General features: G+C 70.6%; 20 protein-coding genes and 1 pseudogene. 6 read left to right on the top strand and 15 right to left on the bottom strand.

The features are described from left to right. The first annotated feature begins 83 nt into the window (after positions 1 to 83). A complete protein-coding gene (locus HDA41_RS25325; RefSeq protein ID WP_184987460.1) occupies positions 84 to 1004 on the top strand; it encodes an AEC family transporter in 921 nt (306 codons plus the stop codon). A gap of 6 nt (positions 1005 to 1010) precedes the next feature. Here the strand turns inward: HDA41_RS25325 and HDA41_RS25320 are convergent, their stop codons facing one another. The 9 genes from HDA41_RS25320 to HDA41_RS25280 form a co-directional block, all read right to left on the bottom strand. Further along, complete coding sequence (locus tag HDA41_RS25320) at positions 1011 to 1604, bottom strand: Uma2 family endonuclease (RefSeq protein ID WP_184987458.1); 594 nt, start codon at positions 1602 to 1604, stop codon at positions 1011 to 1013. Positions 1605 to 1700: 96 nt separating this feature from the next. Beyond that, positions 1701 to 2978 carry a thymidine phosphorylase gene (locus HDA41_RS25315; protein WP_184993722.1) on the bottom strand — a complete coding sequence of 426 codons (1278 nt, stop codon included), beginning with the start codon at positions 2976 to 2978 and terminating at the stop codon, positions 1701 to 1703. A gap of 78 nt (positions 2979 to 3056) precedes the next feature. Then, a complete protein-coding gene (locus HDA41_RS25310) occupies positions 3057 to 3461 on the bottom strand; it encodes a cytidine deaminase (protein WP_184987456.1) in 405 nt (134 codons plus the stop codon). Continuing rightward, positions 3458 to 4723 (bottom strand): ABC transporter permease, encoded by a 1266-nt coding sequence (locus HDA41_RS41530; RefSeq protein ID WP_184987454.1) that lies wholly within the window; start codon positions 4721 to 4723, stop codon positions 3458 to 3460. The genes HDA41_RS25310 and HDA41_RS41530 overlap by 4 nt, the downstream gene beginning before the upstream one ends. After that, on the bottom strand, positions 4720 to 5841 hold the full coding sequence (locus tag HDA41_RS25300) for an ABC transporter permease (protein WP_184987452.1): 1122 nt from the start codon (positions 5839 to 5841) through the stop codon (positions 4720 to 4722). The genes HDA41_RS41530 and HDA41_RS25300 overlap by 4 nt, the downstream gene beginning before the upstream one ends. Beyond that, the gene (locus tag HDA41_RS25295) at positions 5841 to 7412 is read right to left on the bottom strand and encodes an ABC transporter ATP-binding protein (protein ID WP_184987450.1); all 1572 of its coding nucleotides are present in this window, start codon (positions 7410 to 7412) and stop codon (positions 5841 to 5843) included. The genes HDA41_RS25300 and HDA41_RS25295 overlap by 1 nt, the downstream gene beginning before the upstream one ends. Positions 7413 to 7622: 210 nt before the next feature. Then, a complete protein-coding gene (locus tag HDA41_RS25290) occupies positions 7623 to 8669 on the bottom strand; it encodes a BMP family lipoprotein (protein WP_184987448.1) in 1047 nt (348 codons plus the stop codon). Between the two features lie 327 nt (positions 8670 to 8996). Then, a complete protein-coding gene (locus HDA41_RS25285) occupies positions 8997 to 10040 on the bottom strand; it encodes a BMP family lipoprotein (protein WP_184987446.1) in 1044 nt (347 codons plus the stop codon). A gap of 313 nt (positions 10041 to 10353) precedes the next feature. Then, a complete protein-coding gene (locus HDA41_RS25280; RefSeq protein WP_184987444.1) occupies positions 10354 to 10971 on the bottom strand; it encodes a TetR/AcrR family transcriptional regulator in 618 nt (205 codons plus the stop codon). Positions 10972 to 11051: 80 nt separating this feature from the next. Here HDA41_RS25280 and HDA41_RS25275 point away from each other — a divergent pair, with 80 nt between their 5' ends. After that, positions 11052 to 12386, top strand: coding sequence for an alpha/beta fold hydrolase (locus tag HDA41_RS25275; protein ID WP_184987442.1), 1335 nt, complete (start codon positions 11052 to 11054; stop codon positions 12384 to 12386). A gap of 29 nt (positions 12387 to 12415) precedes the next feature. Here the strand turns inward: HDA41_RS25275 and HDA41_RS25270 are convergent, their stop codons facing one another. The 5 genes and pseudogenes from HDA41_RS25270 to HDA41_RS25250 all read right to left on the bottom strand — a co-directional run bounded on the left by HDA41_RS25270 (position 12416) and on the right by HDA41_RS25250 (position 19186). Beyond that, positions 12416 to 13648: a M20 family metallopeptidase gene (locus HDA41_RS25270; RefSeq protein ID WP_184993720.1), complete on the bottom strand. Its 1233-nt coding sequence runs from the start codon at positions 13646 to 13648 to the stop codon at positions 12416 to 12418. A gap of 825 nt (positions 13649 to 14473) precedes the next feature. Next, positions 14474 to 15529 (bottom strand): annotated as a pseudogene (locus HDA41_RS25265) (ferritin family protein); the annotation flags it as partial. Positions 15530 to 15576: 47 nt separating this feature from the next. Beyond that, positions 15577 to 16515 (bottom strand): N-acetylneuraminate synthase family protein, encoded by a 939-nt coding sequence (locus HDA41_RS25260; RefSeq protein ID WP_184987438.1) that lies wholly within the window; start codon positions 16513 to 16515, stop codon positions 15577 to 15579. A gap of 14 nt (positions 16516 to 16529) precedes the next feature. Continuing rightward, on the bottom strand, positions 16530 to 17795 hold the full coding sequence (locus HDA41_RS25255) for an N-acylneuraminate cytidylyltransferase (RefSeq protein WP_184987436.1): 1266 nt from the start codon (positions 17793 to 17795) through the stop codon (positions 16530 to 16532). 44 nt (positions 17796 to 17839) lie between these two features. Next, on the bottom strand, positions 17840 to 19186 hold the full coding sequence (locus HDA41_RS25250) for a DUF6716 putative glycosyltransferase (RefSeq protein WP_184987434.1): 1347 nt from the start codon (positions 19184 to 19186) through the stop codon (positions 17840 to 17842). 198 nt (positions 19187 to 19384) lie between these two features. Here HDA41_RS25250 and HDA41_RS25245 point away from each other — a divergent pair, with 198 nt between their 5' ends. The 4 genes from HDA41_RS25245 (at position 19385) to HDA41_RS25230 (ending at position 24019) form a co-directional block, all read left to right on the top strand. Then, entirely contained in the window at positions 19385 to 20371 is a 987-nt protein-coding gene (locus HDA41_RS25245; protein ID WP_184987432.1) for a glycosyltransferase family 2 protein, read from the top strand. Further along, on the top strand, positions 20371 to 21702 hold the full coding sequence (locus HDA41_RS25240; protein WP_184987430.1) for an alpha-2,8-polysialyltransferase family protein: 1332 nt from the start codon (positions 20371 to 20373) through the stop codon (positions 21700 to 21702). Before HDA41_RS25245 ends, HDA41_RS25240 begins: the two co-directional genes overlap by 1 nt. Positions 21703 to 21880: 178 nt before the next feature. Then, positions 21881 to 23035 carry an acyltransferase family protein gene (locus HDA41_RS25235; RefSeq protein WP_184987429.1) on the top strand — a complete coding sequence of 385 codons (1155 nt, stop codon included), beginning with the start codon at positions 21881 to 21883 and terminating at the stop codon, positions 23033 to 23035. Positions 23036 to 23098: 63 nt separating this feature from the next. Next, complete coding sequence (locus tag HDA41_RS25230; RefSeq protein WP_184987427.1) at positions 23099 to 24019, top strand: class I SAM-dependent methyltransferase; 921 nt, start codon at positions 23099 to 23101, stop codon at positions 24017 to 24019. 9 nt (positions 24020 to 24028) lie between these two features. Here HDA41_RS25230 and HDA41_RS25225 read toward each other — a convergent pair whose 3' ends face one another. Beyond that, positions 24029 to 24679, bottom strand: a complete 651-nt coding sequence (locus HDA41_RS25225) for a TetR/AcrR family transcriptional regulator C-terminal domain-containing protein (protein WP_184987425.1) — start codon at positions 24677 to 24679, stop codon at positions 24029 to 24031. Positions 24680 to 24727: the final 48 nt, after the last annotated feature.

The following is a 24727-nucleotide window of genomic DNA, read 5'->3' as shown; positions in this document are numbered from 1 at the left end:
CTTCCCCGGAGGGTTGGCTGTATGCCCCATGCATCTGCCCCTCCCGCGCTGTCCGATGCCCGCGTCGCCGGTGAGGGGGCGCCGTGCAGGGGGTGCTGAGCGGTTTCGCGGTCATCGCGGTCGTCATCGCCGTCGGCTATGGGATCGGTCGCCGGGGATATCTGGGCGATGGCGGGCGAGAAGTCCTGACCAAGCTGGCCTTCCACGTGGCGTCTCCCGCCCTGCTCTTCACGACGCTCGCCCGGGCCGACCTGTCGGTGATCTTCTCCGACCGGCTGCTGGTCACGGCGATGAGCACGGCAGCGGTGGCGGGTGTCTTCGTGGCGGTGGGTGCCGCGCGCGGCTGGGGAGTGGGCCGGACGACGATCGGCGCGCTGTGCTCCAGCTACGTCAACTCGGGGAACCTCGGCATCCCGATCGCGGTGTACGTGCTGGGCGACGCGTCACTGGTCGCGCCGGTGCTGCTGTTCCAGCTGGTCGGGGTCACGCCGGTGGCACTGACGGTCCTGGACCTGGCGAGTGGCGGCGAGAAGCGGCCCCTGTGGCAACGCCTGCTCACGCCCCTGCGCAACCCGATAGCGCTGGGCTCCCTGGCCGGTGTGGCGGCGTCGGCGTCGGGCCTGCGCGTCCCCGGCCCCTTGATGGACCCGCTCACCCTGATCGGCAACATGTCGGTCCCGGCGGTCCTTCTGGCCTTCGGCATCTCCCTACGCGGCAGCACGCTTCCGCTGCGCGGCGCGGAACGGGCCCCTGTCCTCCTCGCCGTGGCCCTCAAGGCGGTCATCCAGCCCCTGGTCGCCTGGGCCCTGGCAGCGGGGGTCTTCGGGCTCCACGGCGCCTCCCTGCTCGACGTGGTGGTGACGTCGGCGCTTCCGGCGGCACAGAACCTGTTCACGTACGCGAGCGGTTATCGGGTGGGCGAGGTGCTGGCGCGGGAGGCGATCTTGTTGTCGACGGTGTTGGCGGTGCCGGTGCTTGTGGTGGTGGCGGCGCTTCTCGGGTGAGGCTCCTCAGCTTGCGGGGAACTCGTCCGTGTCGAGCTCGAGGTTGAAGGGCTCCGGCAACACGACCTGCTCGCCGAACTTCCCTGCGCGCAGGACCCGGTAGACGTCTCCTTGCGGTTCGCCGTACAGCGTGATCGTGGGTCCGCCGGGGGCCCAGCCGTCGATGAGGAGGTACAGGGGGACACCGGCCTGGGCATATCCTGCGGCCTTCTTGATCCGGTCGTTGGCCGCATTGGACTGAGACGTGATCTCGACGACGAGTTCTGCCGCAGCCGCTGGAACGAAGTTCCCGCCCCCGTCACGTAGAACCTGCCTGGGGACAACTGCGAGATCAGGAACGTAGAGCCCCCCACGAGACGGGACCGCCGTACCCAGTGTCTGGTAGATGCCCCAGTGCCTGGGGATGACCTCGTACAGCGCCCGGTGAACCAGGTCGGCGATGTCGTTGTGGGCATTGGACGGCGGTGGCGCCACGGTGACGATCCTCTCGATGATCTCCACCTTGCAGCCCTCGGGCGCGTCCGTCTCCTGCCAGATTCGGACGAGGTCGTCCCACTCGTGGCCGCTGGCCGTCGAGTGGTCGACGGTGAGTGCGCTCATGGCGGTTCTCCAATCAGTGCGTCACCGATCCCAGCATGCCGAACGGGACTGGCGGCGGTCCACCAGTCCCGTTCACCCGAATGAGAAAAACCCTGGTCAGGCGATACGTTCCAGCACCACCGGCGACGCCTTGAAGTCCGTCCCCGGCGCGGCGATGTCGTACGAGCCCGCCACCGCCTCCAGCGCGTACGCGAACCGCTCCGGCGTGTCCGTGTGCAGAGTCAGCAGGGGCTGGCCCTCCCGCACCGTGTCGCCCGGCTTGGCGTGCATCTCGATGCCCGCCCCCGCCTGCACCGGGTCCTCCTTGCGGGCGCGGCCCGCGCCCAGGCGCCAGGCCGCGACGCCGATGTCGTAGGCGTCGAGGCGGGTGAGGACGCCCGAGGCCGGGGCCTTGATCACGTGCTGTTCGCGGGCCACCGGCAGCTCCGCGTCCGGGTCGCCGCCCTGGGCCGTGATCATGCGGCGCCAGACGTCCATCGCCGAGCCGTCGGCCAGGGCCTTCGCCGGGTCGGCGTCCTTCACTCCGGCGGCGTCCAGCATCTCGCGGGCCAGGGCGATCGTCAGCTCGACCACGTCCGCCGGGCCACCGCCCGCCAGGACCTCCACGGACTCGCGGACCTCCAGGGCGTTGCCGGCCGTCAGACCGAGCGGGATCGACATGTCCGTGAGGAGCGCGACCGTCTTCACTCCGTGGTCGGTGCCCAGGCCGACCATCGTGGAGGCCAGTTCCCGGGCGTCCTCCAGCGTCTTCATGAAGGCGCCCGTGCCCACCTTCACGTCCAGGACCAGCGAGCCCGTGCCCTCCGCGATCTTCTTCGACATGATCGAGGAGGCGATCAGCGGGATCGCCTCGACCGTGCCCGTGACGTCGCGCAGTGCGTACAGCTTCTTGTCGGCCGGGGCCAGGCCGTCGCCCGCCGCGCAGATCACCGCGCCGGTGCCGTCCAGGACGGACAGCATCTCCTCGTTCGAGAGCAGGGCCCGCCAGCCGGGGATCGACTCCAGCTTGTCGAGCGTGCCGCCGGTGTGGCCGAGGCCGCGGCCCGACAGCTGCGGGACCGCCGCGCCGCAGGCGGCCACCAGGGGGGCCAGCGGGAGCGTGATCTTGTCGCCGACGCCGCCCGTGGAGTGCTTGTCGGCCGTCGGGCGGGACAGGGACGAGAAGTCCATGCGCTCGCCGGAGGCGATCATCGCGGCCGTCCAGCGGGCGATCTCGCGGCGGTTCATCCCGTTGAGCAGGATGGCCATCGCGAGGGCCGACATCTGCTCGTCGGCCACCTCCCCGCGGGTGTACGCGTCGATGACCCAGTCGATCTGCTCGTCGCTGAGTTCGCCGCGGTCCCGCTTGGTGCGGATGACGGAGATGGCGTCCATGGCCATGGTGTGGCTTCCTTCCGAGGATTCCAGAAGCCGTACGGCCCCCCTGATCGACTCAGGAGGGCCGCACGGGAGTTACTTGCTGAGGTGGCCGGGCCCGAAGGCCTGCGGCAGCATCTCCGACAGCGGCAGGATCCCCGCCGGGGTCTCCAGCAGCAGGTCCGGGCCGCCGAACTCGTACAGCAGCTGGCGGCAGCGGCCGCACGGCACGAGCGACTCGCCGTTCCGGTCGACGCACGTGAAGTGCGTCAGCCGCCCGCCGCCGGTGTTGTGCAGCTCCGACACAAGGCCGCACTCGGCGCACAGGCCGAGCCCGTACGAGGCGTTCTCGACGTTGCAGCCGGAGATGATCCGGCCGTCGTCGACCAGGGCGGCCACGCCGACCGGGTAGCCCGAGTACGGGGCGTACGCCCGGGACATGGCGTCCCGGGCCACCGCACGCAGCTTCTCCCAGTCGACGTCCGGGCCGGCGCCGGTCACTTGCCCTGCCCCTTCCGGTACGGCATGCCGTTCGCCCTCGGCATCCGCAGGCGCTGGGCGGACAGCGCCAGGACGACCAGGGTGATGACGTACGGCGTGGCGGAGACGACCTGGTTCGGGACCTCGTCGGTGCTCGCGTACCAGGCGAACACCAGGGCACCGGAGATCAGGGTGGCCACGGCCGGGACGTACTTCTTGCGGATCACCAGCCAGACGGCGCCAATGATCAGCAGGAGCGCGCCGAGCAGCAGCAGGGCGTGGACGTTCGCGGAGCCGCCGCGCAGGTTGAGGCTGTCGGTGTAGCCGAACAGGCCCGCGCCGAGGGCGAGGCCGCCCGGCATCCAGTTGCCGAAGATCATCGCCGCGAGGCCGATGAAGCCGCGGCCGCTGACCTGGCCCTCCAGATAGAAGGGGTTGGCGACGATCGACAGGAAGACACCGCCGAGGCCGGCCAGACCGCCGGAGATGATCACGGCGATGTACTTGTACTTGTAGACGTTGACGCCGAGGGACTCGGCGGCGACCGGGTTCTCGCCGCAGGAGCGCAGCCGCAGGCCGAACGCGGTGCGCCACAGCACCCACCAGGTGCCGGGGATCAGCGCGACGGCGATCAGGGTCAGCCAGGAGACGTTGGTGACCAGGCCGCCGAGCAGGCCGGCGATGTCGGAGACGAAGAACCAGCCCTGGTTGTTGAGGTCCCTGAGCGCGTCGGACAGGCCCGGCACCGTGAAGCTGCCGAGGGAGTCGACCGCCGGGGACTGCTTGGCGGAGCCGCCCGTGTGGCCCTCGAAGGCGAGGGGCGCGAGGTAGCGGGTGGCGCCGAGGGCGAGGATGTTGATGGCCACACCGGAGACGATGTGGTTGACGTTGAAGGTGACGGTCACGAAGGCGTGCAGCAGGCCGCCGATCGCGCCGCCGAGGATGCCGACCAGGACACCGGTCCACGGGCCCCACTGGAAGCCGGCCCAGGCGCCGAACCAGGTGCCGAGGATCATCATGCCTTCGAGGCCGATGTTGACCACGCCCGCGCGCTCGGCCCACAGGCCGCCGAGGCCGGCGAGGCCGATCGGCACGGCGAGCTGGAGCGCGGTGGACATCTGGCTGACGTTGGTGATGCCGTCGGCGCCGGTGATGAGGCGGACGATCGAGGTGAGCGCCAGGCCGCCGGCGATGATCAGCAGCAGGACGGGCAGCGACAGGCGGCGGCCGGTCGGCGCCGCGGGCTGCAGCGTGGGCTGGTTGAGGTCGGTCACGGTGGTCATCGGCCAGCCACCTCCTTCGTGGTGTTGTTGTTGCCGAGGACGTGACCGGCGGCCAGTTCGGCGCCGACCCGGCGCTGCTGGCGGCGCAGGCCCCACTCGCGGACGGCCTCGTAGGAGACGACGACCGAGAGCACGATCAGGCCCTGCATGATGACCGCGATCTCCTTGTCGTAGCCGTGGAAGTCCAGCTCGGGCGAGGCCTTGTCGAGCCAGGCCCACAGCAGGGCGGCGAAGGCGATGCCCACGGGGCTGTTGCGGCCGAGCAGGGCGATGCCGATGCCGAGGAAGCCGATGCCCGTGGGGAAGTTCAGGCTGTAGGTGTGGGTGTCGCCGAGCAGGATCGGCAGGCCGGCGAGGCCCGCGATGCCGCCGGAGATCAGCATGGCGCTGAGCACCATCCGCTTGGGGTCGACGCCGCTGGCCGCGGCGGCGGTCTGCGAGGCGCCGGAGGCGCGCAGGTCGAAGCCGAAGCGGGTGCGGTTGAGGACGACCCAGTAGCCGATGCCGAGCAGGACGGCGAGCAGCACCAGGCCGTAGATCTCGCCGGCCGCGCCCATGCCGATGCCGGGGATCCAGCCGGACTCGTGCATCTCGCCGGTGGTGTTGTTGTTGCCGACCTTCACACCGAAGACGTTCGGCAGCCACAGGTAGGCGATCACGGAGGTGGCGATCGCGTTGAGCATGATCGTGGCGACGACCTCGCTGACGCCGCGGGTGACCTTGAGGACACCGGCGATGCCGGCCCAGAAGGCGCCGGTGAGGACGGCGGTCAGGAGCAGCAGCGGGACCTGGAGGGCGGCCGGCAGAGCGACGTGGGCGCCGACGATCGCGGCCAGCATCGCGCCGAGCTGGTACTGGCCGTCGACACCGATGTTGAACAGGTTCATCCGGAAGCCGATGGCCACCGCGAGCGCCGCGATGTAGTACATCGACGCCTGGTTGATGATCAGGACCTGGATGTCGGAGAAGCTCAGTTGCTCGAACATCAGGGCGAACGGCTCGACGGGGCTCTTGCCCGACGCGACCAGCACGATCGCGCTCAGGACGAAGGCCACGGCGAGCGCGATGACCGGTCCGGCCACCGCGAGGAGCACGCGCTCCCTGTTGAACTTCTTCATCAGCGGGCCTCGTCTTCCGGAGACTCGGGGGCGTCGGCCTTCGAGATCTCGGGGGTCTCTTCGTGCTCGAGGTGCCCGGTGGCGGCACCGGTCATGGCCGAGCCGAGCTCCTCGGGGGTGATGGCGGCCGGGTCGGCGTCCGCGACCAGCTTGCCGTTGTAGATCACGCGCAGCGTGTCGGACAGGCCGATGAGCTCGTCCAGGTCGGCGGAGATCAGCAGTACGGCCAGGCCCTCGCGGCGGGCCTCGCGGATGTGGTCCCAGATGGCGGCCTGCGCGCCGACGTCCACGCCCCGGGTGGGGTGGGCGGCGATCAGGAAGCGCGGCTTGTGGCTCATCTCGCGGCCGACGATCAGCTTCTGCTGGTTGCCGCCGGACAGGGAGGCGGCGGTGACGTCGATGCCGGGGGTGCGGACGTCGTACTCCGTGACGATCCGGCGGGTGTCCTCCTGGGCCGCCTTCGGGTCCAGCCAGACGCCCTTGGCCAGGGGCTTCTCGGTGACGTGGCCGAGGATACGGTTTTCCCAGAGGGGGGCCTCCAGGAGCAGGCCGTGGCGGTGGCGGTCCTCGGGGATGTAGCCGATGCCCTGCTCGCGTCGCCTGCGGGTGGGCCAGGCGGTGATCTCCTCGTCGGCGAGGCGGATGATGCCGGAGTCGGCGGACCGCAGGCCGATGAGGGCGTCGACCAGTTCGGTCTGGCCGTTGCCCTCGACGCCGGCGATGCCGAGGACCTCGCCCGCGTGGATGGTGAAGCTGATGTCGTCGAGGAGGGCCTTGCCGCCGGGGGCCGCCAGTCGCAGCTTGTCGACACTGATGACCGGGCGGTCGGTGACCGTGGACTCGGCCGTCTCGGGCGTGGGCAGCTCGCTGCCGACCATCATCTCCGCGAGCTGGCGCGGGGTGGTCTCGGTGGGGACGGCCGTGCCGACGGTGGTGCCGCGGCGGATGACCGTGATCTCGTCGGCGACGGAGAGCACCTCGCCGAGCTTGTGCGAGATGAAGATGACCGACAGGCCCTCGGACTTCAGTTCGCGCAGGTTGGCGAAGAGCGCGTCGACCTCCTGCGGCACGAGCACGGCGGTCGGCTCGTCCAGGATGAGGATGCGGGCGCCGCGGTAGAGGACCTTGAGGATCTCCACGCGCTGGCGGGCGGCGACGCCGAGTTCCTCGACGAGGAGGTCGGGCTCGACGCCGAGACCGTAGCGCTCGGAGAGTTCCTTGATCTTGCGGCGGGCCTTGGCGCCGATGCCGTACAGCTTCTCGCTGCCGAGGACGACGTTCTCCAGGACCGTGAGGTTGTCGGCGAGCATGAAGTGCTGGTGGACCATGCCGATGCCGCGGACGATGGCGTCGGCCGGCGACGAGAAGCCGACCTGCTCGCCGTCGACGGCGATGGTGCCCTCGTCCGGCTTCTGCATGCCGTAAAGGATCTTCATCAGCGTCGACTTGCCGGCGCCGTTCTCGCCGACGAGGGCGTGCACAGTGCCCTTGCGGACGCTGAGGTGGATGTCGTGGTTGGCCACGACGCCCGGGAAACGCTTCGTGATCCCGGCGAGCTCGACGGCGGTCACCGATTCCTTGACCGCCGCTCCGGCCGGAGGGCTGCTGGACGCGTTGATGGCGCACTCTCCTGGGGACGGGGGCCGTCTACGCGCGTAGCGCCCCTACGGCATACAAAGGGGCCGACGCACCGCGACAACGGGGTACGAGGAGCAGCCTCCCCGTACCCCGTCGAGCGGACGTAACCCCGGGGTTACCGCCTGCTTCGAGGCAGTCGGTCGTCAGCTGCTCTTGACCTTGATCTCGCCGCTGATGATCTTCTCCTTGGCCGTCTTGATGGCTTCCTGAAGCTCGGCGTCGTCCGCGAACTTCGGGTTGGAGTCCGACAGGCTCACCTCGCCGGTCTTCAGATCGCCACGAACGATACCGGTCTCGGGCTTGCCGTCCTCGACCGACTTCGCCAGGTTGTACACCGCCTTGGCGACGTCCTTCATCGCCGAGGTGAGGATGGAGTCCTTGTACTTGGCGAGGGCGGCATGCTTGTACTGGTCGGAGTCCACGCCGATGGCCCAGACCTTCTTGGCGGCGGCGGCCTCGATGACGCCCTGACCGGACAGGCCGGCGGCCGCGTAGACGACGTCGGCCTTCTTCTCGATCTGTCCCTCAGCGGCCGTCTTGCCCTTGTCGGGGCTGGCGAAACCGCCCTCCTCGGCTGTCTGGGTGAGGTACTGCGAGAGGACCTTCACCTTCGGGTTCGTGTCCTTGACGCCCTGCTGGAAGCCCGCCTGGAACTTGTGGATCAGCGGGATGTCCACACCGCCGACGAAGCCGACGACGTTCGACTTGGTGCTCTTGGCGGCGGCGACACCGGCCAGGTACGAGGCCTGCTCCTCGCTGAAGACGAGGTCGGCGACGTTCTTGGAATTGATCGTGGCGTCGTCGACGATGCCGAAGGTGGTCTTCGGGAACTTCTCCGCGGCGCCCTTGACGGCCGCGGCGTACGCGTAGCCGACGCCGATGACCGGGTTGTAGCCCTGCTTCGCCAGCGAGACCAGACGCTGCTCCTTGTCGGCGTCCGTCTCGCCCTCGGTGGGCTCCAGGTCGGCCGTCTCGTAGCCGAACTCCTTCTGCGCCTGCTCCAGACCCGCGTACGCGGCGTCGTTGAAGGACTGGTCGCCCTTGCCGCCGACGTCGTACGCGATGGCGAGGCCCTTGTTCCCCTTCGAGTCCGACGACCCGGAGGTCGAGGTGCTGCCGCAGGCGGCGAGGGCGAGGGCCAGGGAGGCGGTCGCTGCGCCTGCGACCGTGATCCGGGAAATCCGGCGCATGTGTGGGTGCTCCTGTCGTACTACCGGGGCCGCATAGCGCCGGGACGGTTCAGCTTCGGCGCTGGCTTCGCCGCAGATTAACGCGCGTAGACCTGCCTGAAAACCCCTTCTGTCCACCTTGTTATGCGCCCGTGGCCAAGCCATCACCCGGCCTTGGCCGGGGCGTTGCCGACTGCGAACGGAGGGTGGCGCTGGGTGACCCAGTTCCCGGTTCCCGGTTCCCGGCCTCTGATTCCCGGCCTCTGATTCCTGGTCTGCACGGGAACAGCGGAGCGGGCGGGCACCCTGGGTGCCCGCCCGCTCCGGCCGTCGCAGACCGTTGACGTACTACTCGGTCCTGACCTTGATGGAACCGTCGTTGATGCCTTCCTTGGCCTTGTCCACAGCCGCCTTGAGACCCGGGATCTTGGCGTACTCGGGGTTCGCCTCGGACAGGCCCACGCCGTTGACCTTCAGGTCGAAGGTCTGAGTGCCGCTCAGGGGCTTGTCGTCCTGGACGGACTTGGCCAGCGCGTAGACCGCTCCGCCGACGTCCTTGAGGGCGGAGGTGAGGATGTAGTTCTTGTACGGGGCGAGGGCCGCCTGCTTGTACTGGTCGGAGTCGACGCCGATCGCCCAGACCTTCGCCTTGGCGGCGGCCTCGATCACGCCCTGGCCGGACAGGCCGGCGGCCGCGTAGAGCACGTCGGCCTTCTTCTCGATCTGTCCCTCGGCGGCGGCCTTGCCCTTGTCGGGGCTGGAGAAGCCGCCCTCCTCGGCCGTCTGGGTGAGGTACTGCGACTGGACCTTCACCCCGGGCTTGGTGTCCTCGACACCCTGCTTGTAGCCGGCCTCGAACTTGTGGATCAGCGGGATGTCCACACCGCCCACAAAGCCGACGACGTCGCTCTTCGTGGCCTTGGCGGCGGCGACACCGGCGAGGTACGAGGCCTGCTCCTCGGCGAAGACGAGGGAGGCGACGTTCTTGGCCTCGACCACGGAGTCCACGATGCCGAAGGTAGTGTCCGGGTACTTGGCGGCCGCGGCCTTCATCGCCGGGCCGTAGACGAACCCGACGCCGATGACCGGGTTGTAGCCCTGCCTGGCCAGCGAGACGAGGCGCTGCTCCTTGTCGGCGCTCGTCTCGCCCTCGGTGGGCTCGATGTCGGCCGTCTGGTAGCCGAACTCGTCCTTGGCCTTCGTCAGGCCCGCGTAGGCGGCGTCGTTGAAGGACTGGTCACCCTTGCCGCCGATGTCGTACGCGATGGCGATGCCACGGTCCTTGCTGTCGCTGCCACCACTCTCACCACTGGTGCCGCCACACGCCGTGGCGACGAGCCCGAGCGACGCGACCCCCACCGCGACGCGGGTCAGTTTGGAAATCCGACGCATCTTGAAGTTCCCCATTCTCCAAAGCCCCGCAGCGGGTGCTCAGTGCGGCGCACATTAACGCGCGTAGACACTCCTGGGAACGGGTCGCCGCGGGGCCGTTATCCATTCGTGCCGATGGCCGGTTACGCCCCTGTGAACCACGGGATCGAACGGGGTCGAAAGGTGTACTCGGGCACACGGCGCATGCCTGCCGGTCACGCGCACCAGGCTGCCCCCGGGGCGCTCCGGCCGCAACCGGAGGCTCCGCCGGGCCGGGGGGAGATTCCGCCGGCGGGCGGCGGGCCGTAGCCGGGCCGACCCTGGGGAAGGTCAACTACCGAGCGGGCTCGGTGCGCCGAAGGCCGCTGAACACCGCCGGGGTCGTCCAGCCGCGCAGCGCCGCGTGGATCGTCGACCGGAAGGTGGCCTCGGCCGTGGCGGCGTCGAAGGCTCCAGCCAGTTCGAGCGTGACGAGCCCGTGCAGTGTCACCCAGACCGAGAGGGCGATGGACGTCGCCTCGCCGGCCAGGACGGACTCCGCCAAGCCGCGATCGATCGCCGCGAGGAGCGGCCGGACGGGGTCACTGGCGCCGACCGCGCCGGACGGGTCGAAGGATTGCACCCCACCGAACAGCACCGCGTAGAGGTGGCTGTGCTCCCGTCCCCATCGACGGTACGCGGCGGCCAGCGCGCAGAGGTCGGCAAGCGGGTCCGCGGAGGTCGGCACTGCGGCCACTTCCTGGAACAGGCCGGCCACGGCTCTGTTGCGCACCTCACCGATCAGCCCGTCCTTGCCGCCGAACAGGGAGTACACCGCCGTCGTCGACGTCCCGGCGGCAGCGGCCAGGGCGCGGACCGTGACCGACTCCCGCGGACGGGTGGCGAGCATCTCGATCGCGCATGCCACGAGCCGCTCTTTGACGGTCTCGTCGTTCGTTCTCGGCCTACCCACGCCCAACAGCCTACCGCTACTGATAACGTCGTTCTGAAACGGCGTTACGGAATGCTGTTCTGAAACTACGGGAGATCCTCATGCCGACGTCCGTGTCACGCTCGGTCCGCTTAGCCGGCCGCCTGGTGCTGGCCCTGGCTGCCATCGCGGGTTCAGTGGTCCTCTTCCTGGCGCTCGTCGTCCTCACGGACGGGGCGGGCGGGGGCCTCCCCGCATGGCTGACGACCCTGGGAATCGCGACCGCCGCCGCCCTGTGGCGGGGTCGGCGCCGTACCAGGTCGGCGCGGCTCATGCCGTTCCTGCCGGTGGTCATCGCGGCGGCATTGACGGCGTCGGTGTGCGTCCCGACCGTTCCCACGGAACGGCAGTACCCGCCCGACCTGCCTTTCGTCGCCACGCAGCACTGGAGCCTGGCCACCGGCAGCCGGGTGGCTGTCTATCACTACCCGCCCGCGAACACCGTCGCCCGACGCCCCGTTCCGCTCGTATACCTCCACGGCGGGCCGGTTCGCGGCATCTCGGTGCTCGACCACAAGTTCCTGCAGCTCCTGGCGCGTCAGGGCTACGACGTCTACGCCTACGAGCAGGCCGGCGGGGGCCGAAGCGACCTGCTCCCCATGGGCCAGTACACGATCTCCAGGTCGGTCCGCGATCTCGCCGCCTTCGTCGATCGCCTGGGCAAGGGCAGGGTGGACGTCCTCGGATTCTCCTCAGGCGGGGCCGTGCTCACGCGAGCCCTGGCCGATCAGCGCGTCGCGGAGCGCTTTCACCGGGCGATCATCGCCGAGCCCGGCCCGATGGACGGCCCCACCGCGCGCATCGCCGGGCACAAGGGCCTGAAATCCGCGCGCGGCCTGGCGCCGGCCATGACCGGACCGCGGTCGACGCATGTTCCCCGGTACGCCGTCGCTTTGGGCCTCATGCGACTCGGGCTCCTGACCCCCGACACCGGGCTGATAGGGCAGGCAGAGGGCGACAACGCGCTCACCGCCGCCGATCTCGGCAGCGACACCGCATCCAGCTACTGCGCGCGCGACGCACACCGCATCCCCGTCGAAGACACGGCGGAGAACTTCTCCTTCAGCCCCGCCGCCAGCCTCCGCATCCAGCAGACGATCAAGGACTCTCCCTCCATCGCCCCGCGGCTGAGGCACTCCCGGATCCCCGCGATGCTGATGATCGCCGAGTGCTCCTCACAGGTCCGTCAATGGGCGACAGCCGTCCTTGCCGAAGACCCCGCCGTCCAGCGCACGCAGTACATGCCCGGCGTCGGACACCACATGTGGAACGGCCTCGACGACAACAACGACCGAGCCGCCGCCGTCGTCACCGCGTTCCTCGAGGACGAGCCCGCACCGCTGCCGAACTTCCCGACCCGCAGCGAGATCCCCGCCTTCCTCCGTGACCACAGGTGACCGTCCGCCGGGCGGTCACGGCACCTGGCCTAGCGCAGGCCGTTGACCAGGGCCGCGGCGGTGAAGAGTTCCACTCCTACCGTGATCGCGGACTCGTCCACGTCGAAGTCGCCCTGATGGAGGTCGCGTACCTGGCGTTCGCCGGGCGTGCGTACGCCGAGGCGGGCCATGGCGCCGGGGACGTGCTCCAGGTACCAGGAGAAGTCCTCGCCGCCGAGGCTCTGCTGGGTGCCCTCGACGGACTCGACCCCGCGCCGGGCGATCATGGCGTCACGCAGCAGCTCGGTCACGCCCGGCTCGTTCACGACGGGCGGGACGCCGCGCACGTAGTTGATCTCCGACTTGGCGCGGTGCAGGTTGGCGACCTCGTCGATCGCGGCGACCACGACGTCGGGGGCCTGCCGCCACGCCTCGATGTCGAGGCAGCGGACGGTGCCGGACAGCTCGGCGTGCTGCGGGATCACGTTCGGAGCGTGTCCCGACTCGATGCGGCCCCAGGTGATGGCGAGCCCGCTGCGACTGTCGAAGCGCCGCCCGACCAGGGCGGGCACGTCGGTGACGACGCGGGCGGCTGCGGTGACCAGGTCGGTCGTCAGATGGGGGCGCGCGGTGTGACCGCCCGGGCCCTCGAGGCCGATCTCCAGCCGGTCACAGGCGGAGGTGATGGGGCCCTCCCGGAGCCCGATCCTGCCCGCGTCCACCCGGGGGTCGCAGTGCACGGCGACGATCGCGCCGACCCCTTCCAGCGCCCCGCACTTGATGACGTCGGCGGCACCGCCGGGCAGTACCTCCTCGGCGGGCTGGAAGATCAGCCGGACGGGGCGGGGCAGCAGGCCCTGCTTGTGCAGTTCGGCGAGGACGAGACCGGCGCCGAGGACGACGGTGGTGTGCACGTCGTGGCCGCAGGCGTGGGCGCGGTCGGGCACGGTCGAGCGGTACGGGCACTCGCTCTTGGTATCGGGGATGGGCAGGCCGTCGATGTCGGCCCGCAGGGCGAGCATGCTGGGGCCCCCGTCCCACTGTTCGCCCTCCAGGCCGATGTCACAGACGAGTCCTGTCCCGACGGCGAGTACGCGGGGCTTGAGGCCGGCCTGCTCCAGCCGCTCCTTGATCGCGGCTGTCGTGCGGAACTCCTGGTTGCCGAGCTCCGGGTGCATGTGCAGGTCGCGTCGGAACGCGATGAGCTCGGCGCGCAGAGCGTCGGGCAGCGCACCGGGAAGTACGGCTCCCCCGGGAAGATCGACCTCGGACTCCAGTGACATCAATTGCTTCACCCTCTGAAGGGTAGGGCGCCAGGGCGGTCACCTGACCCTCGATCAACAAAACTTCAACCCGTTCGGGGAAGAAAATATGACCGCCCAACGCATGGCTATCAACTGAGATGGGTAAACTGGCACACCTTTGGGGCCGAGTCGGTCCCGACCATCACGGAATGTGACATCGGCCACATTTGACTCACGGCTCCGGTATCCATCCATCCTCCTCCACGGATACCACGCCCTGCGCGGGGAACACGGCCTTGTTCGCCTGGCGGACGCACGGACCCGGCAGAGCCCCGGCAGTGTGCGCCCCCGTGCGCGCCGACAGCCCGGATTTCAGCCACGAGTTCGTCCGGTCCACCCAGGCCTCGACGACGCCGCCGAGGACTATGCCGCCGGTTTCCGGGAGAGTCTCGCCGGGAGGCCGCTGGAGCGGGCCCTCCTCACGGCCTTCGTGGACCTGGTGCGTGCCCCCGGGGCGGCGGTGCAGCCCCCGGTCGCCGACATCGGCAGTGGGCCCGGACACGTGACGGCCCGGTCAGCCCGCCGGGCCCGTCGGCACCCCAGGCACACTCCGGCGCGTCAGCCCGCAGCCACCGCGCCCGCAGCACCCGCCGTCCCAGCCGGACCGGGCGCGCCTGTCGAGCCTGTCGTCCGAGCCGAGCCGGCCATGCCGGCCGAGCCCGCCGGCCCGCCCGAGCCCGTTGTGCCCGTGATGCTCCCCGGGTCGGCCGTACCCGTCGGACCAGTCGGGCCCCCGGCGGTCGCCGGGCCCTTCTGTCCCCCTGGGGCGGCCGTACTCGGCGGGGCCTCCTGGCCCCCTGCCCCCGCCGCCGCAGACACCCGCTGCACATCCCGCGCCGCCCCTGTCACCCCCGACAGGAAGCCCTGGGCACGGGGGGAGGCGTGGTCGGTCAGCCAGGCCGGGTCGATGTCGCAGACCGCGACGCGGACCCCGGTGCCGGAGAGGGCGAGGGGGAGGGTGTGGACGACCGTGGAGGGGAAGCTGAGGATCGTCCGGCCGATGGGGCCGCGGCGGGCGATCAGTTCGAGGGGGAGTTCGGGGCGGACGATCTCCAGGCCGGTCTCGACGGCGAGCCGGCGGAGCTTGTCCGTGCTCTCGCGGCGGTGCGCGAAGTAGCGGGTGGCGCCGTGGGCCCGGGCCAGGGCACGGACGGCCTCCAGGTAGCGGTCGTCGTCGACCACGCCCGTCTCCACCAGGGACGTGCCGACCATGTCGGCGCCCTTGGTGATGCGGGGCGGGCCGAAGCGGGCCCGGGTCCAGGCGAAGTCGTTGGCGCTGACCGTGACGCCCGCCGGGGTCTCCTCCATCGGCATGGAGGAGAAGATCTCGACGCGGCGATCGCCGCCGGGGGTCAGACGGCGGCGGGCCGAGGACGACACCGGCGCGAAGATCAGGTCCCGTGGGCCGGGGCGGCCGCCCTTGCGGTGCCAGCGCACCAGCCGTTCACCCCGGGCCAGCTGCCCGACGAACTCCATCGTCGCCGTGCCGTCGTCGACGACGACCAGGTCACGGACCCGGGTGATCGTCAGCAGCAGCTGGACGTAACGGGAGAACGGGTCCCCCAGCACCACCCGGCGCGCCCTGCGGAGCAGGCCGGCCAGGCCGCCGATGGTCTGGAAGGGCGCCAGAGGGCCGCCCCGCGCCTCCTCCCAGCGCACCTCGTGCCCCTCGTCGCGGGCCAGGTCGGACATCCGCCGCAGCTGGCCGCGCGTCATCGGGTCGACGGGCGACAGCACCACGAGGGTGAGCCCCACGCCGGGCGCATGCGCGTGCGCCCACTCCAGCACGTTCAGCAGCTGTACCGGACTCTCGACGAACGCGAGAGTGTGGGGGCCGGCATTCCCGGCGCGGGGGCTCATCGAGGTACGACCGTCCCGTCGTAAGGGGGGTTGTGGGGGTTGGGGGCTCAGACGCCTACCGGCTCGCCCGCCGCGTCGGCGATCTCCGCCTCGGCGACCACACCGGGGACCCGGCGCAGCTTCTTCATCGGGGCCAGCTCGGACTCGTAGACCTTCTTCACGCCGTCGCCGAGGGAGGCCTCGATGGTGCGGATGTCGCGGACGAGGCGGGTGAGGCCCTGCGGCTCCACGGAGGCGGCCTGGTCCGAGCCCCACATGGCGCGGTCGAGGGTGATGTGACGCTCGACGAAGGTGGCGCCCAGGGCGACCGCGGCCAGCGTGGTCTGCAGGCCCGTCTCGTGGCCGGAGTAACCGATCGGGACGTTCGGGAACTCCTTCTCCAGCGTGTTGATCACACGGAGGTTGAGCTCCTCGGCCTTCGCCGGGTAGGTCGACGTGGCGTGGCACATCAGGATGTTGTCGGAGCCGAGGACCTCGACCGCGTGGCGGATCTGCTTCGGGGTCGACATGCCGGTGGAGAGGATCACCGCGCGGCCGGTGGCGCGCAGGGCGCGCAGCAGCTCGTCGTCGGTGAGGGATGCGGAGGCCACCTTGTGGGCGGGGACGTCGAACTTCTCCAGGAAGGCGACGGCCTCGGTGTCCCACGGGGAGGCGAACCAGTCGATGTTCTTCGACTTGCAGTAGTCGTCGATCGCGCGGTACTCGTCCTCGCCGAACTCCACGCGGTGGCGGTAGTCGATGTACGTCATCCGGCCCCACGGCGTGTCGCGCTCGATGTCCCACTGGTCGCGCGGGGTGCAGATCTCCGGGGTGCGCTTCTGGAACTTGACCGCGTCACAGCCGGCCTCGGCGGCCGCGTCGATCAGCTTGAGGGCGTTCTCGAGCTCGCCGTTGTGGTTGATGCCGATCTCGCCGCAGACGTAGACCGGACGGCCCGGGCCGACCTCACGCGAACCGAACTGACGGATACGGGAGTTGGTGCTCATGGCAGGAGATGTCCTTACTTGGTGAGGGAATCGAGAGAGGGGCCGAGGATCCAGCTGGCGATCTCTCGGATCGCGCCGTCGCCACCGGGGACGGTGGTGACCGCGCGTGCGGCGCCGCGCACGACGTCGTGGGCGCTCGCGACCGCCACGGGCCAGCCCACGAGGGCGAAGCACGGGAGGTCATTGACGTCGTTGCCGACGTAGAGCACGCGCTCCGGCGCGATGCCCTGCTCCTCGCACCACTGCTTCAGCGCGAGGTCCTTGCGGTCGATGCCGTGCAGCACCGGGAGCTTGAGCTTCCGGGCCCGGGCGGCGACCACAGGGTTCTGTTCCGTGGACAGGATCAGCATCTTCAGGCCGCTCCTGCGGAGGGCCGCGATGCCGAGTCCGTCCCCGCGGTGCACGGAGACGAACTCCCGTCCGTCGGAGTCGACCAGCACCCGGTCGTCGGTCTGGGTGCCGTCGAAGTCGAGGACGACCGCGTCGATGTCGTCGGCGGTCGGGAGCGCGCCGGGCCGGTCCGCGTCGAAGAGCGGCGCGAGGGCCCGGGCGCGGGCGAGGTCGTGCGGGTCGTCGACCTCCAGCACGCGCGCGGCGTCGGTGCGGACCAGTTCGGTCCGGCCGAAGAAGCGGTGCTCGTGCTTGCGGAAGCCGGCCGCCTCCATCGCGTAGGCGGCGCCGGTCTCCAGCAGGTCCTGGGGGCGGTCCTGGCGGCGGGGGCGGAAGGACTTGTCGTGGTTGACGCCGTAGCCGCCGCCCGTGGCCGCGTCGGCCTCCGCGACGGTGCCGGCGGCGACCTCGTCCTCGGCGTCGCGCCAGACGAAGCCGTGGAACGGGGCCACGGTGAGGGCCGTGTCGGCGCCGTTCTCGACGATGGCGGCAGCGACGCCGTCCACGTCCTCGCGGGTGATGAACGGGCTGGTGCACTGCACCAGCAGTACGACGTCCACCACCGAGCCGTGCAGGGCCTCGTGCGCGTCCATGGCGTGCAGGACGGCGGCCTCGGAGGTGGCCGTGTCGCCGGCGATGGCGGCGGGCCGCAGGACGACCTCGGCGCCGGCCTGACGGGCGGCGGCCGCGATGGCCTGGTCGTCGGTGGAGACCACGACGTCCGTGACGAGCCGGGCGGCGCGGCACTCGCGCACCGCCCGCGCCACCAGCGGGACACCGCCGACGGGGAGGAGGTTCTTCGCGGGGACGCCCTTGGAGCCGCCGCGCGCGGGGATCACCGCGAGCACGCGGCGCACCGAGGCGCCTCGGCCCGCTTCCGGGTGGGACATGGGGTGTACTCCTTGGGCTCCTTGGGCGGAGGGCTCGGGGCGGCTCACAGCTCCCCCATCCGCCGGATGACGGGCGCCACGCGCTGCACGCCGTGCCGGTAGGCGCCGCGCGCCGCCCGGCGCACGACCTGCCGGACCGGTCCGGGCTCCTTGTCGGCGGCCGGCGCGCCGGGCAGCGGGGTGCCGTCCGGGCCGAGGTGGTGGCGGGCGAGGATCCCGGGCAGATAGCCGGGCGCGGTGACGGGTGTGTAGTACGGGGCCAGCGGCGGCAGGCCGCCGGGCCGGTCGAGCAGCTTGGCGATGCGTTCGCGCGCCGCGTCGAAGGCGGACTCGTAGGAGCCGTCGGCCACGACGCCCTGCCGGGCCACCCACTCCTCGTCGGGCGCCGGCCGGTGCCCGGCGTCGAGCTGGTCCCAGGAGGCGAGGCAGCCGGAGCCCACGAAGTGGTGGTTGCCGAGCGACTCGCGGATGCCGAGGTCGGTCAGCACGACGGTCGGGATGCGGCGGTGCAGCGACTCCAGGGCGGCCGTGGAGCTGACCGTCACGAGCAGGTCGGTGCGGTCGAGGACCTCGCCCATGTTCCCGTACACCAGGCGGAAGTTGGCGGGCGGATCGAGCCGCTGTGCCAGCTTCTGGTACGGCAGCTCCTCGATGTGGGTGGTGTGTTCGCCCGGCTTGGACCGCAGCTTCAGCAGCACCTCGCGCTCGGGGTGCCTGCGGGCGTGCTGGACCAGCCGGTTCAGCAGGTACGTACGGTCCTTGCGGCTCTCCGGCACGGAGGGCTGGGCGGCGAAGACGACCGTGTAGGGGTCGTGTTCACCTTCATAGGCGTCACCGCCGAGGAACGGCAGGGCCACCTCGGTCACCGACGAGGCGTCGGCGCCCACCCCTTCGTAGACGGCCCGGAAACGGTCCGCGTCCTGGCGGGAGTTGGCGAGGACGAGGTCCGCGCCGTGCCGCAGCAGCAGGCCGTCGGCGAGCTTCTCGTAGACGACACCGACGTAGCCGGTGACGACGACGGGCCGTGACGTCCGGTTCTCCCAGACGCGCCCCAGGCCGTGCAGCATCGCCTGCACACCGCCGCCGACGAGGGAGAGGACGAGGATGTCGTAGGACTCCTCGGCCATGGTGCGCAGGAACTCGACGGCGGTGACCTCCCGCAGCGAGTCGGCGCGCACGCCTACTTCCGCCAGCTGGCGCGGCGTGGGCGTGGCCCGGCCGCGCAGCAGGAATCCGTCGAGGGCGGGACCGACTTGCGCGCCTTCGCGCGGGCCGGTTTCCATGGACTGTCCCGGGGCGATGCGGTGCGCGGTGAGCGCACCCCATTTCCAGCGGGTGTCGGAGTCCGCGAGGACGGCGATTCGCGGGCGGTTCGGTGTACTTGCTGGCACGTTGAAGACGCTAGGAAGCAATTCCTAGGTATGGCGGAACCACGACTCAACGAAAAGTTAACAACGCACCACCGGGAGCCGAACTGGCCCGTGGCGAACCGGGAAGTACACGGGGTGCACCGTTCTGACACATTGAGTTCACCCAGTGTATGTGCACCGGAAAGTTCCGGAGCCGGACGGCCTCCTAACGTTTTGCGGGTGCCTAAGCTTTCCGTGATCGTGCCGTTCTACAACGTGCAGCAATACGCCCCGGACACCCTCAGAAGCCTTCGGTTGAACGCCGACCGCGATTTCGAGTTCATCCTGGTCGACGACCATTCGAAGGACGAAACGCCGGCCATTCTCGAACGGGCGGCCGAGGACCTTTCGGATGTCGCGCAGGTGCGTTACATCCGACACGAGAAGAACGGGGGGCTCGCCACCGCCCGCAACACCGGCCTGGACGCCGCGCAGGGCGAGTACCTGACGTTCCTGGACGGCGACGACTGGCTGGCCCCCGGCTATCTCGCCGAACTGGTTTCCGCCCTGGACGAGTTGGGCTGCGACTTCATCCGCACCGACCATGTGCAGGCCACCGCGCGGGCCCGTTCCGTGTCCCGGGTGCCGGTCGGCCGGCGCTGGGAGGCGTTCAGCCCGCGGGAGGCGATCCTCCCTTCCCACCGCTCGACCTCGGTGGACTACGCCTACGCCTGGGCCGGCGCCTACCACCGCCGCCTCCTCGACAGGGGCGTGCTCCACTTCACCGACGGGCTGCGCACGGCCGAGGACCGGCCGTGGATATGGAAGCTGCACCGCGAGGCGGAGTCGTTCGCCGTGGTGAGCCTGCTGGGTGTGTTCTACCGGCGCGGGGTGGCCTCGTCCCTGACGCAGATCGGCGATGTCCGCCAGCTCGACTTCATCCGCGCCTTCGACCAGGTGATCGAAGAGACGGCCGCCGACCGTGAGGCCGACCGGCTGCTGCCGAAGGCGGTACGGACGTACTGCGCGATCATCGCGCACCACCTTTCCAACGAAGACAGGTTCGAACCGGCCGTGGCGAGGCAGCTGCGGTCGATGAGCGCGGCGGCCATCAAGCGGATGCCGCAGGACGCGCTCGGTGACGCACTGGAGGCCATGGACATGGACCGCTCGTCCAAGCTGCGGCGGCTGCGGCGCAGGGTCACGCCGGCGGGAGCGGCCGCCTGATGCCCGGGACCACACAGATCTTCTGCGCCTCGACGCTGTACGGCGTCGCCACCCTGGCCGCCGCGATCGACTCCGACCTCTTCGAGGAGCCGGACCGCCGGGTGCTGCTGGTGTTCAACAACTCCGCGACCCCGGAGACCACTCCGGCCCTCGACGAGATGCCGGGCTTCGCGCCGCTGCGCGAGCACTTCGACGACGTGCTGTCCTGGAACGACGCCATCCGCCCGTTCCACCCCGGTGCCTGGACGCCGCGCTCCGACGACATCCCGCTCTTCGAGCGCTATCTGCGGATGCTGTGGGGCCTCGGCGACGACCGGGTGAGCCTGGTGCTGGAGTCCATCCAGGTCGCGCCCGCGCTCACGGTGGCGCAGCTGTTCACCGACGCCCCCATCGACGTCTACGCCGACGGGCTGATGAGCTACGGCCCCACGCGCAACAAGCTCGACCCGCTGGTCGGCACGCGCGTGCGGCGGCTGCTGCACCTCGATCTGGTGCCGGGGCTCACGCCGATGCTGCTGACCGAGTTCGAGGTGCCGGCGCGGCTGGTGCCGTCACCCGCGTTCCTCAAGGTGCTGGGCGAGGTCACCGCGACCGTGCCCGAGCTGCCCGACCTGCCGGGCGACGCGGCGCTGCTGCTCGGCCAGTACCTGTCGGCGCTGAACATCCTCTCCCCCGAGGAGGAAGAGGACCTGCACGTGCGGATGATGCGGGGCGCGGTCGCCCGCGGTCACCGCGCGGTCGTCTTCAAACCGCACCCGACCGCACCGGCCCGCTACAGCCGCGCCCTGGAGACCGAGGCCGAGAAGCTCGGCGTGGACCTCACCGTGCTGGACACGCCCGTGCTCGCCGAGGTGCTGTTCGACCGGGCCCGGCCCGCGCTGGTCGTCGGCTGCTTCTCCACCGCGCTGTTCACGGCCTCGGTGTTCTACGAGCTGCCGGTGGCGCGCCTCGGCACCGAGCTGCTGCTGGAGCGGCTGACGCCGTACCAGAACAGCAACCGGATCCCCACCACCCTGGCGGACGCGCTGCTGCCCGACCTGGACGGCGGCAAGGGCGACGGCCTGCTGCCGGCCGAGCTGCTGTCCGACCTGGTGACCGCCGTCGGGTTCACCATGCAGCCGCAGATCTATCCGGACCTGCGCCCGCAGGCGGAACAGTTCCTCTCCCGCCATCTCGGTCCGCGCACCCGGCGCTACTTCAAGAAGCGCCGTCTCACCTCGCTCGGACTGCCCGGCGGCATTCCGCAGCGGCTGGCGTTCCTGCCCCGCAACTCCACGGCACGCCGGGTGGTCCGGCGGGCGCGGGCGCTGCGCAAGGCGGTGCGCCGCTGAAGCGGGACCGCCCGGCAACCGGGCTCTGCGACATCCAGATGAACCCGTGGAGACCGGCGGGCGAAGGCTGACTCCGTCGAACGTTTCAGCGTCAACCTCCGCCCTAGGGTGACAGTCGGCGCCCACCCGCCCCCCGGCGGCTCAGGTGAACATACGAGCTACTACAGAGGTTTTCAGCGTGACCGAGACGGTCGTCAGCACCCCCAAGCCCCGGCCCGAAGTCACCGTGCTGGTCGAACCACCGGGCGCCACGACCGTCCCACCGCGCCGGAAGAACTCCGGCGGCCGGCTGCGCGCCCTGGACGGACTGCGGCTGGTGGCCGCGCTGATGGTGGCGGCGTACCACTACGGCGGGCGCGACGGTGAGGTCTCCCAGGCCTGGGGCAGCTCGCCCAAGGAGCAGTTCCCGACCCTGCACGAGTACTTCGCCTACGGCTGCCTCGGCGTCCAGGTCTTCTTCGTGATCAGCGGGTTCGTGATCTGCATGAGCGGCTGGGGCCGGCCGCTGAAGTCGTTCTTCGCCTCCCGCGCCTCCCGGCTGCTGCCGGCCTACTGGGTGGCGGTCGTGCTGGTGACGGCGGTGTTCGCGCTGCCCATGGTGGCCTACCACGCGGTCTCACCGAGCGACGCGCTGGTGAACCTGACCATGCTTCAGATGCCGCTCGGTGTGGACCGGGTGCTCGGGGTGTGCTGGACGCTGTGGGCGGAGGTCCGCTTCTACGCGCTGTTCGCGCTGTGCGTCGTGCTCCCCGGGGCGAACCGCCGCCGGGTGATCATGTTCTGCGCCGGCTGGATGCTGGCGGCCGTGATCGCGGCGAACGCGCACACGCCGCTGCTCGACATCGTCGTGATGCCGGAGTACGCCCCCTTCTTCATCGGCGGCGTCGGCCTCTACCTCGTCCACCTGGACCGGCGGGACGCCTACGGGTGGGGCATCGTCGCCGTGAGCTGGCTGATCGGTCAGCACTTCGCGGTGCAGGGGCTGTGGCACGCCCCCGACGCGGGCGGCTTCTCGTACCGCTCCTCGCTCGGCATCGTCCTCGTCGTGACCTTCGGCTTCGTCGCGGTCGCGGCGATCGCGCTGGGCTGGCTGCGCTGGGCGAACTGGCGCTGGCTGACGGTGGCGGGGGCGCTGACGTATCCGTTCTACCTCGTCCACGAGCACCTCGGCTGGGTGGTGATCCACGCCCTGCACCGCGGCCTGGATCTGCCGTCGGCGGCGACATTCGCCCTGACCGTGGCCTCAATGCTGCTGCTGGCGTGGCTGCTGAACCAGTATGTGGAGGCGCCGCTGACGCCACGACTGCGGGCCCTGCTGGCCAAGGCCCGCTGAGCCGTTCACGGGACGTTCAACCAACCGTCGGTTTCGGCACCGCTCAGGGAGAAGGCTCGTCTCATGACCAACGCACAAGTCACCGACACGTACCCCGGCGAACTCGCCGACGTCCCGGGCTGGTTCCCGCCCCTGGACCAGATGCTGTTCACCTGGTTCCTGGAGCGGCAGCAGAAGCAGGGGATGCGCGGAGACCTGCTGGAGCTCGGCGTCTACATGGGCAAGAGCGCGATCCTCCTCGGCCACCACCTCCAGGACGGCGAGAAGTTCACCGTCTGCGACCTGTTCGAGGGCGACGCCCCCGACGGGGCCAACCAGGCGGAGGCGTCGAAGTCGTACGCCTCGCTCACCCAGCAGGCCTTCGAGCGGAACTACCTCTCCTTCCACGACACCCTGCCGACGGTGATCGCGGCCCCCAGCTCGGTGGTGTCCGAGAAGGTGGCCCCGGGCAGCTGCCGCTTCGTCCACGTCGACGCCTCGCACCTGTACGAGCACGTGTACGGCGACATCGGCGCCGCCCGCGACATCCTGATGCCCGAGGGCATCGTGGTCCTCGACGACTTCCGTTCCGAGCACACGCCGGGCGTCTCGGTCGCCGCCTGGGAGGCCGTGCTCAACCGGGGTCTGCGCCCGGTCTGCCTCAGCACGCAGAAGCTGTACGGCACCTGGGGCGATCCGGAGCCGGTCCAGGAGGAGTTGCTCGACATGCTGCGGCAGCGCACGGACGTCGGGCTGAGCGTGCAGGAGGCGGCCGGGCACCGGCTGGTCCGCGCCCGGTCCAGGGGCATGAAGCCGCCGCCCTTCCCGCCCTCCCGGCACTACGTGGCGCCGGTCCCGCCCAGCGCCCCTGCCGCCCCTGTCACCGAGTCCCGCGCGGCGCGCCCGGCCCGGCCCGCCCCGTCCCGGGCCCGCCGGCTCGCCAAGGACCTGCTGCCCCCCGTCGTCACCCGGGCCGTACGGCGGGCGCGCGCGAAGCGGTCCTGAGCCGGGGTGTCATGAGACGCCGTAGCGCGCCCCGATCCCCTCGATCACGAGGGCGAGTCCCTCCTCGAAGTGCCCGTCGTAGTCCTCGAAGATCTCCGCGCCCGCCTGGGCCGACAGTGGGAAGTCGGCCATCAGGCGGGCGCGTTCGTGCATGTCGTAGCCCTCGCGCCGCTCGCCCGGCAGCGGCTGGACACCCTGCTCCTCGGTGACGAAGCCCAGCGTGTACAGATACGCCGTGGTGAGCGCCCGGACCGCCTGGCCGAGGGTGAAGCCGGCACCGGTCAGCAGGCGCAGGTTGTCCTCCATCTGCGCGGCGTGCTCGATGCCGGTGAAGCGTGAGCCGCTGAACACCTTGGCGCCGTCCCGGTAGCCCAGCAGGGCGGCACGCAGCCCCCGGTTGGCCTTCAGCAGCCGTTCCCGCCAGGTGTCGGCCGGGTCGAGCGCGGCCCCGGCGACCATCCGGCGGTACATCTCCGTCGCCATCTCGTCGAGCAGCGCCTGCTTGTCCTTGAAGTGCCAGTAGAGGGCGGGCGCCTTCACGTCCAGTTCCCGGGCGATGGCGCGCAGGGTCAGGCCGTCCAGGCCCACCTCGTTCAGCAGCCGCAGCGCGGTGTCCGCGACTCGCCGGCGGTCCAGGGGCTCGCGTCGTTCCGTACTCACGCTTGACAACTTAACACCGTTAAGGCCACTCTCGGGGCCGGCAGCATT

The organism is Streptomyces caelestis, assembly GCF_014205255.1.
In the GTDB taxonomy this organism is placed as follows: domain Bacteria; phylum Actinomycetota; class Actinomycetes; order Streptomycetales; family Streptomycetaceae; genus Streptomyces; species Streptomyces caelestis.
Note: the sequence above shows the minus strand (reverse complement) of the source record. Positions and strands in the feature narration are given on the sequence as shown.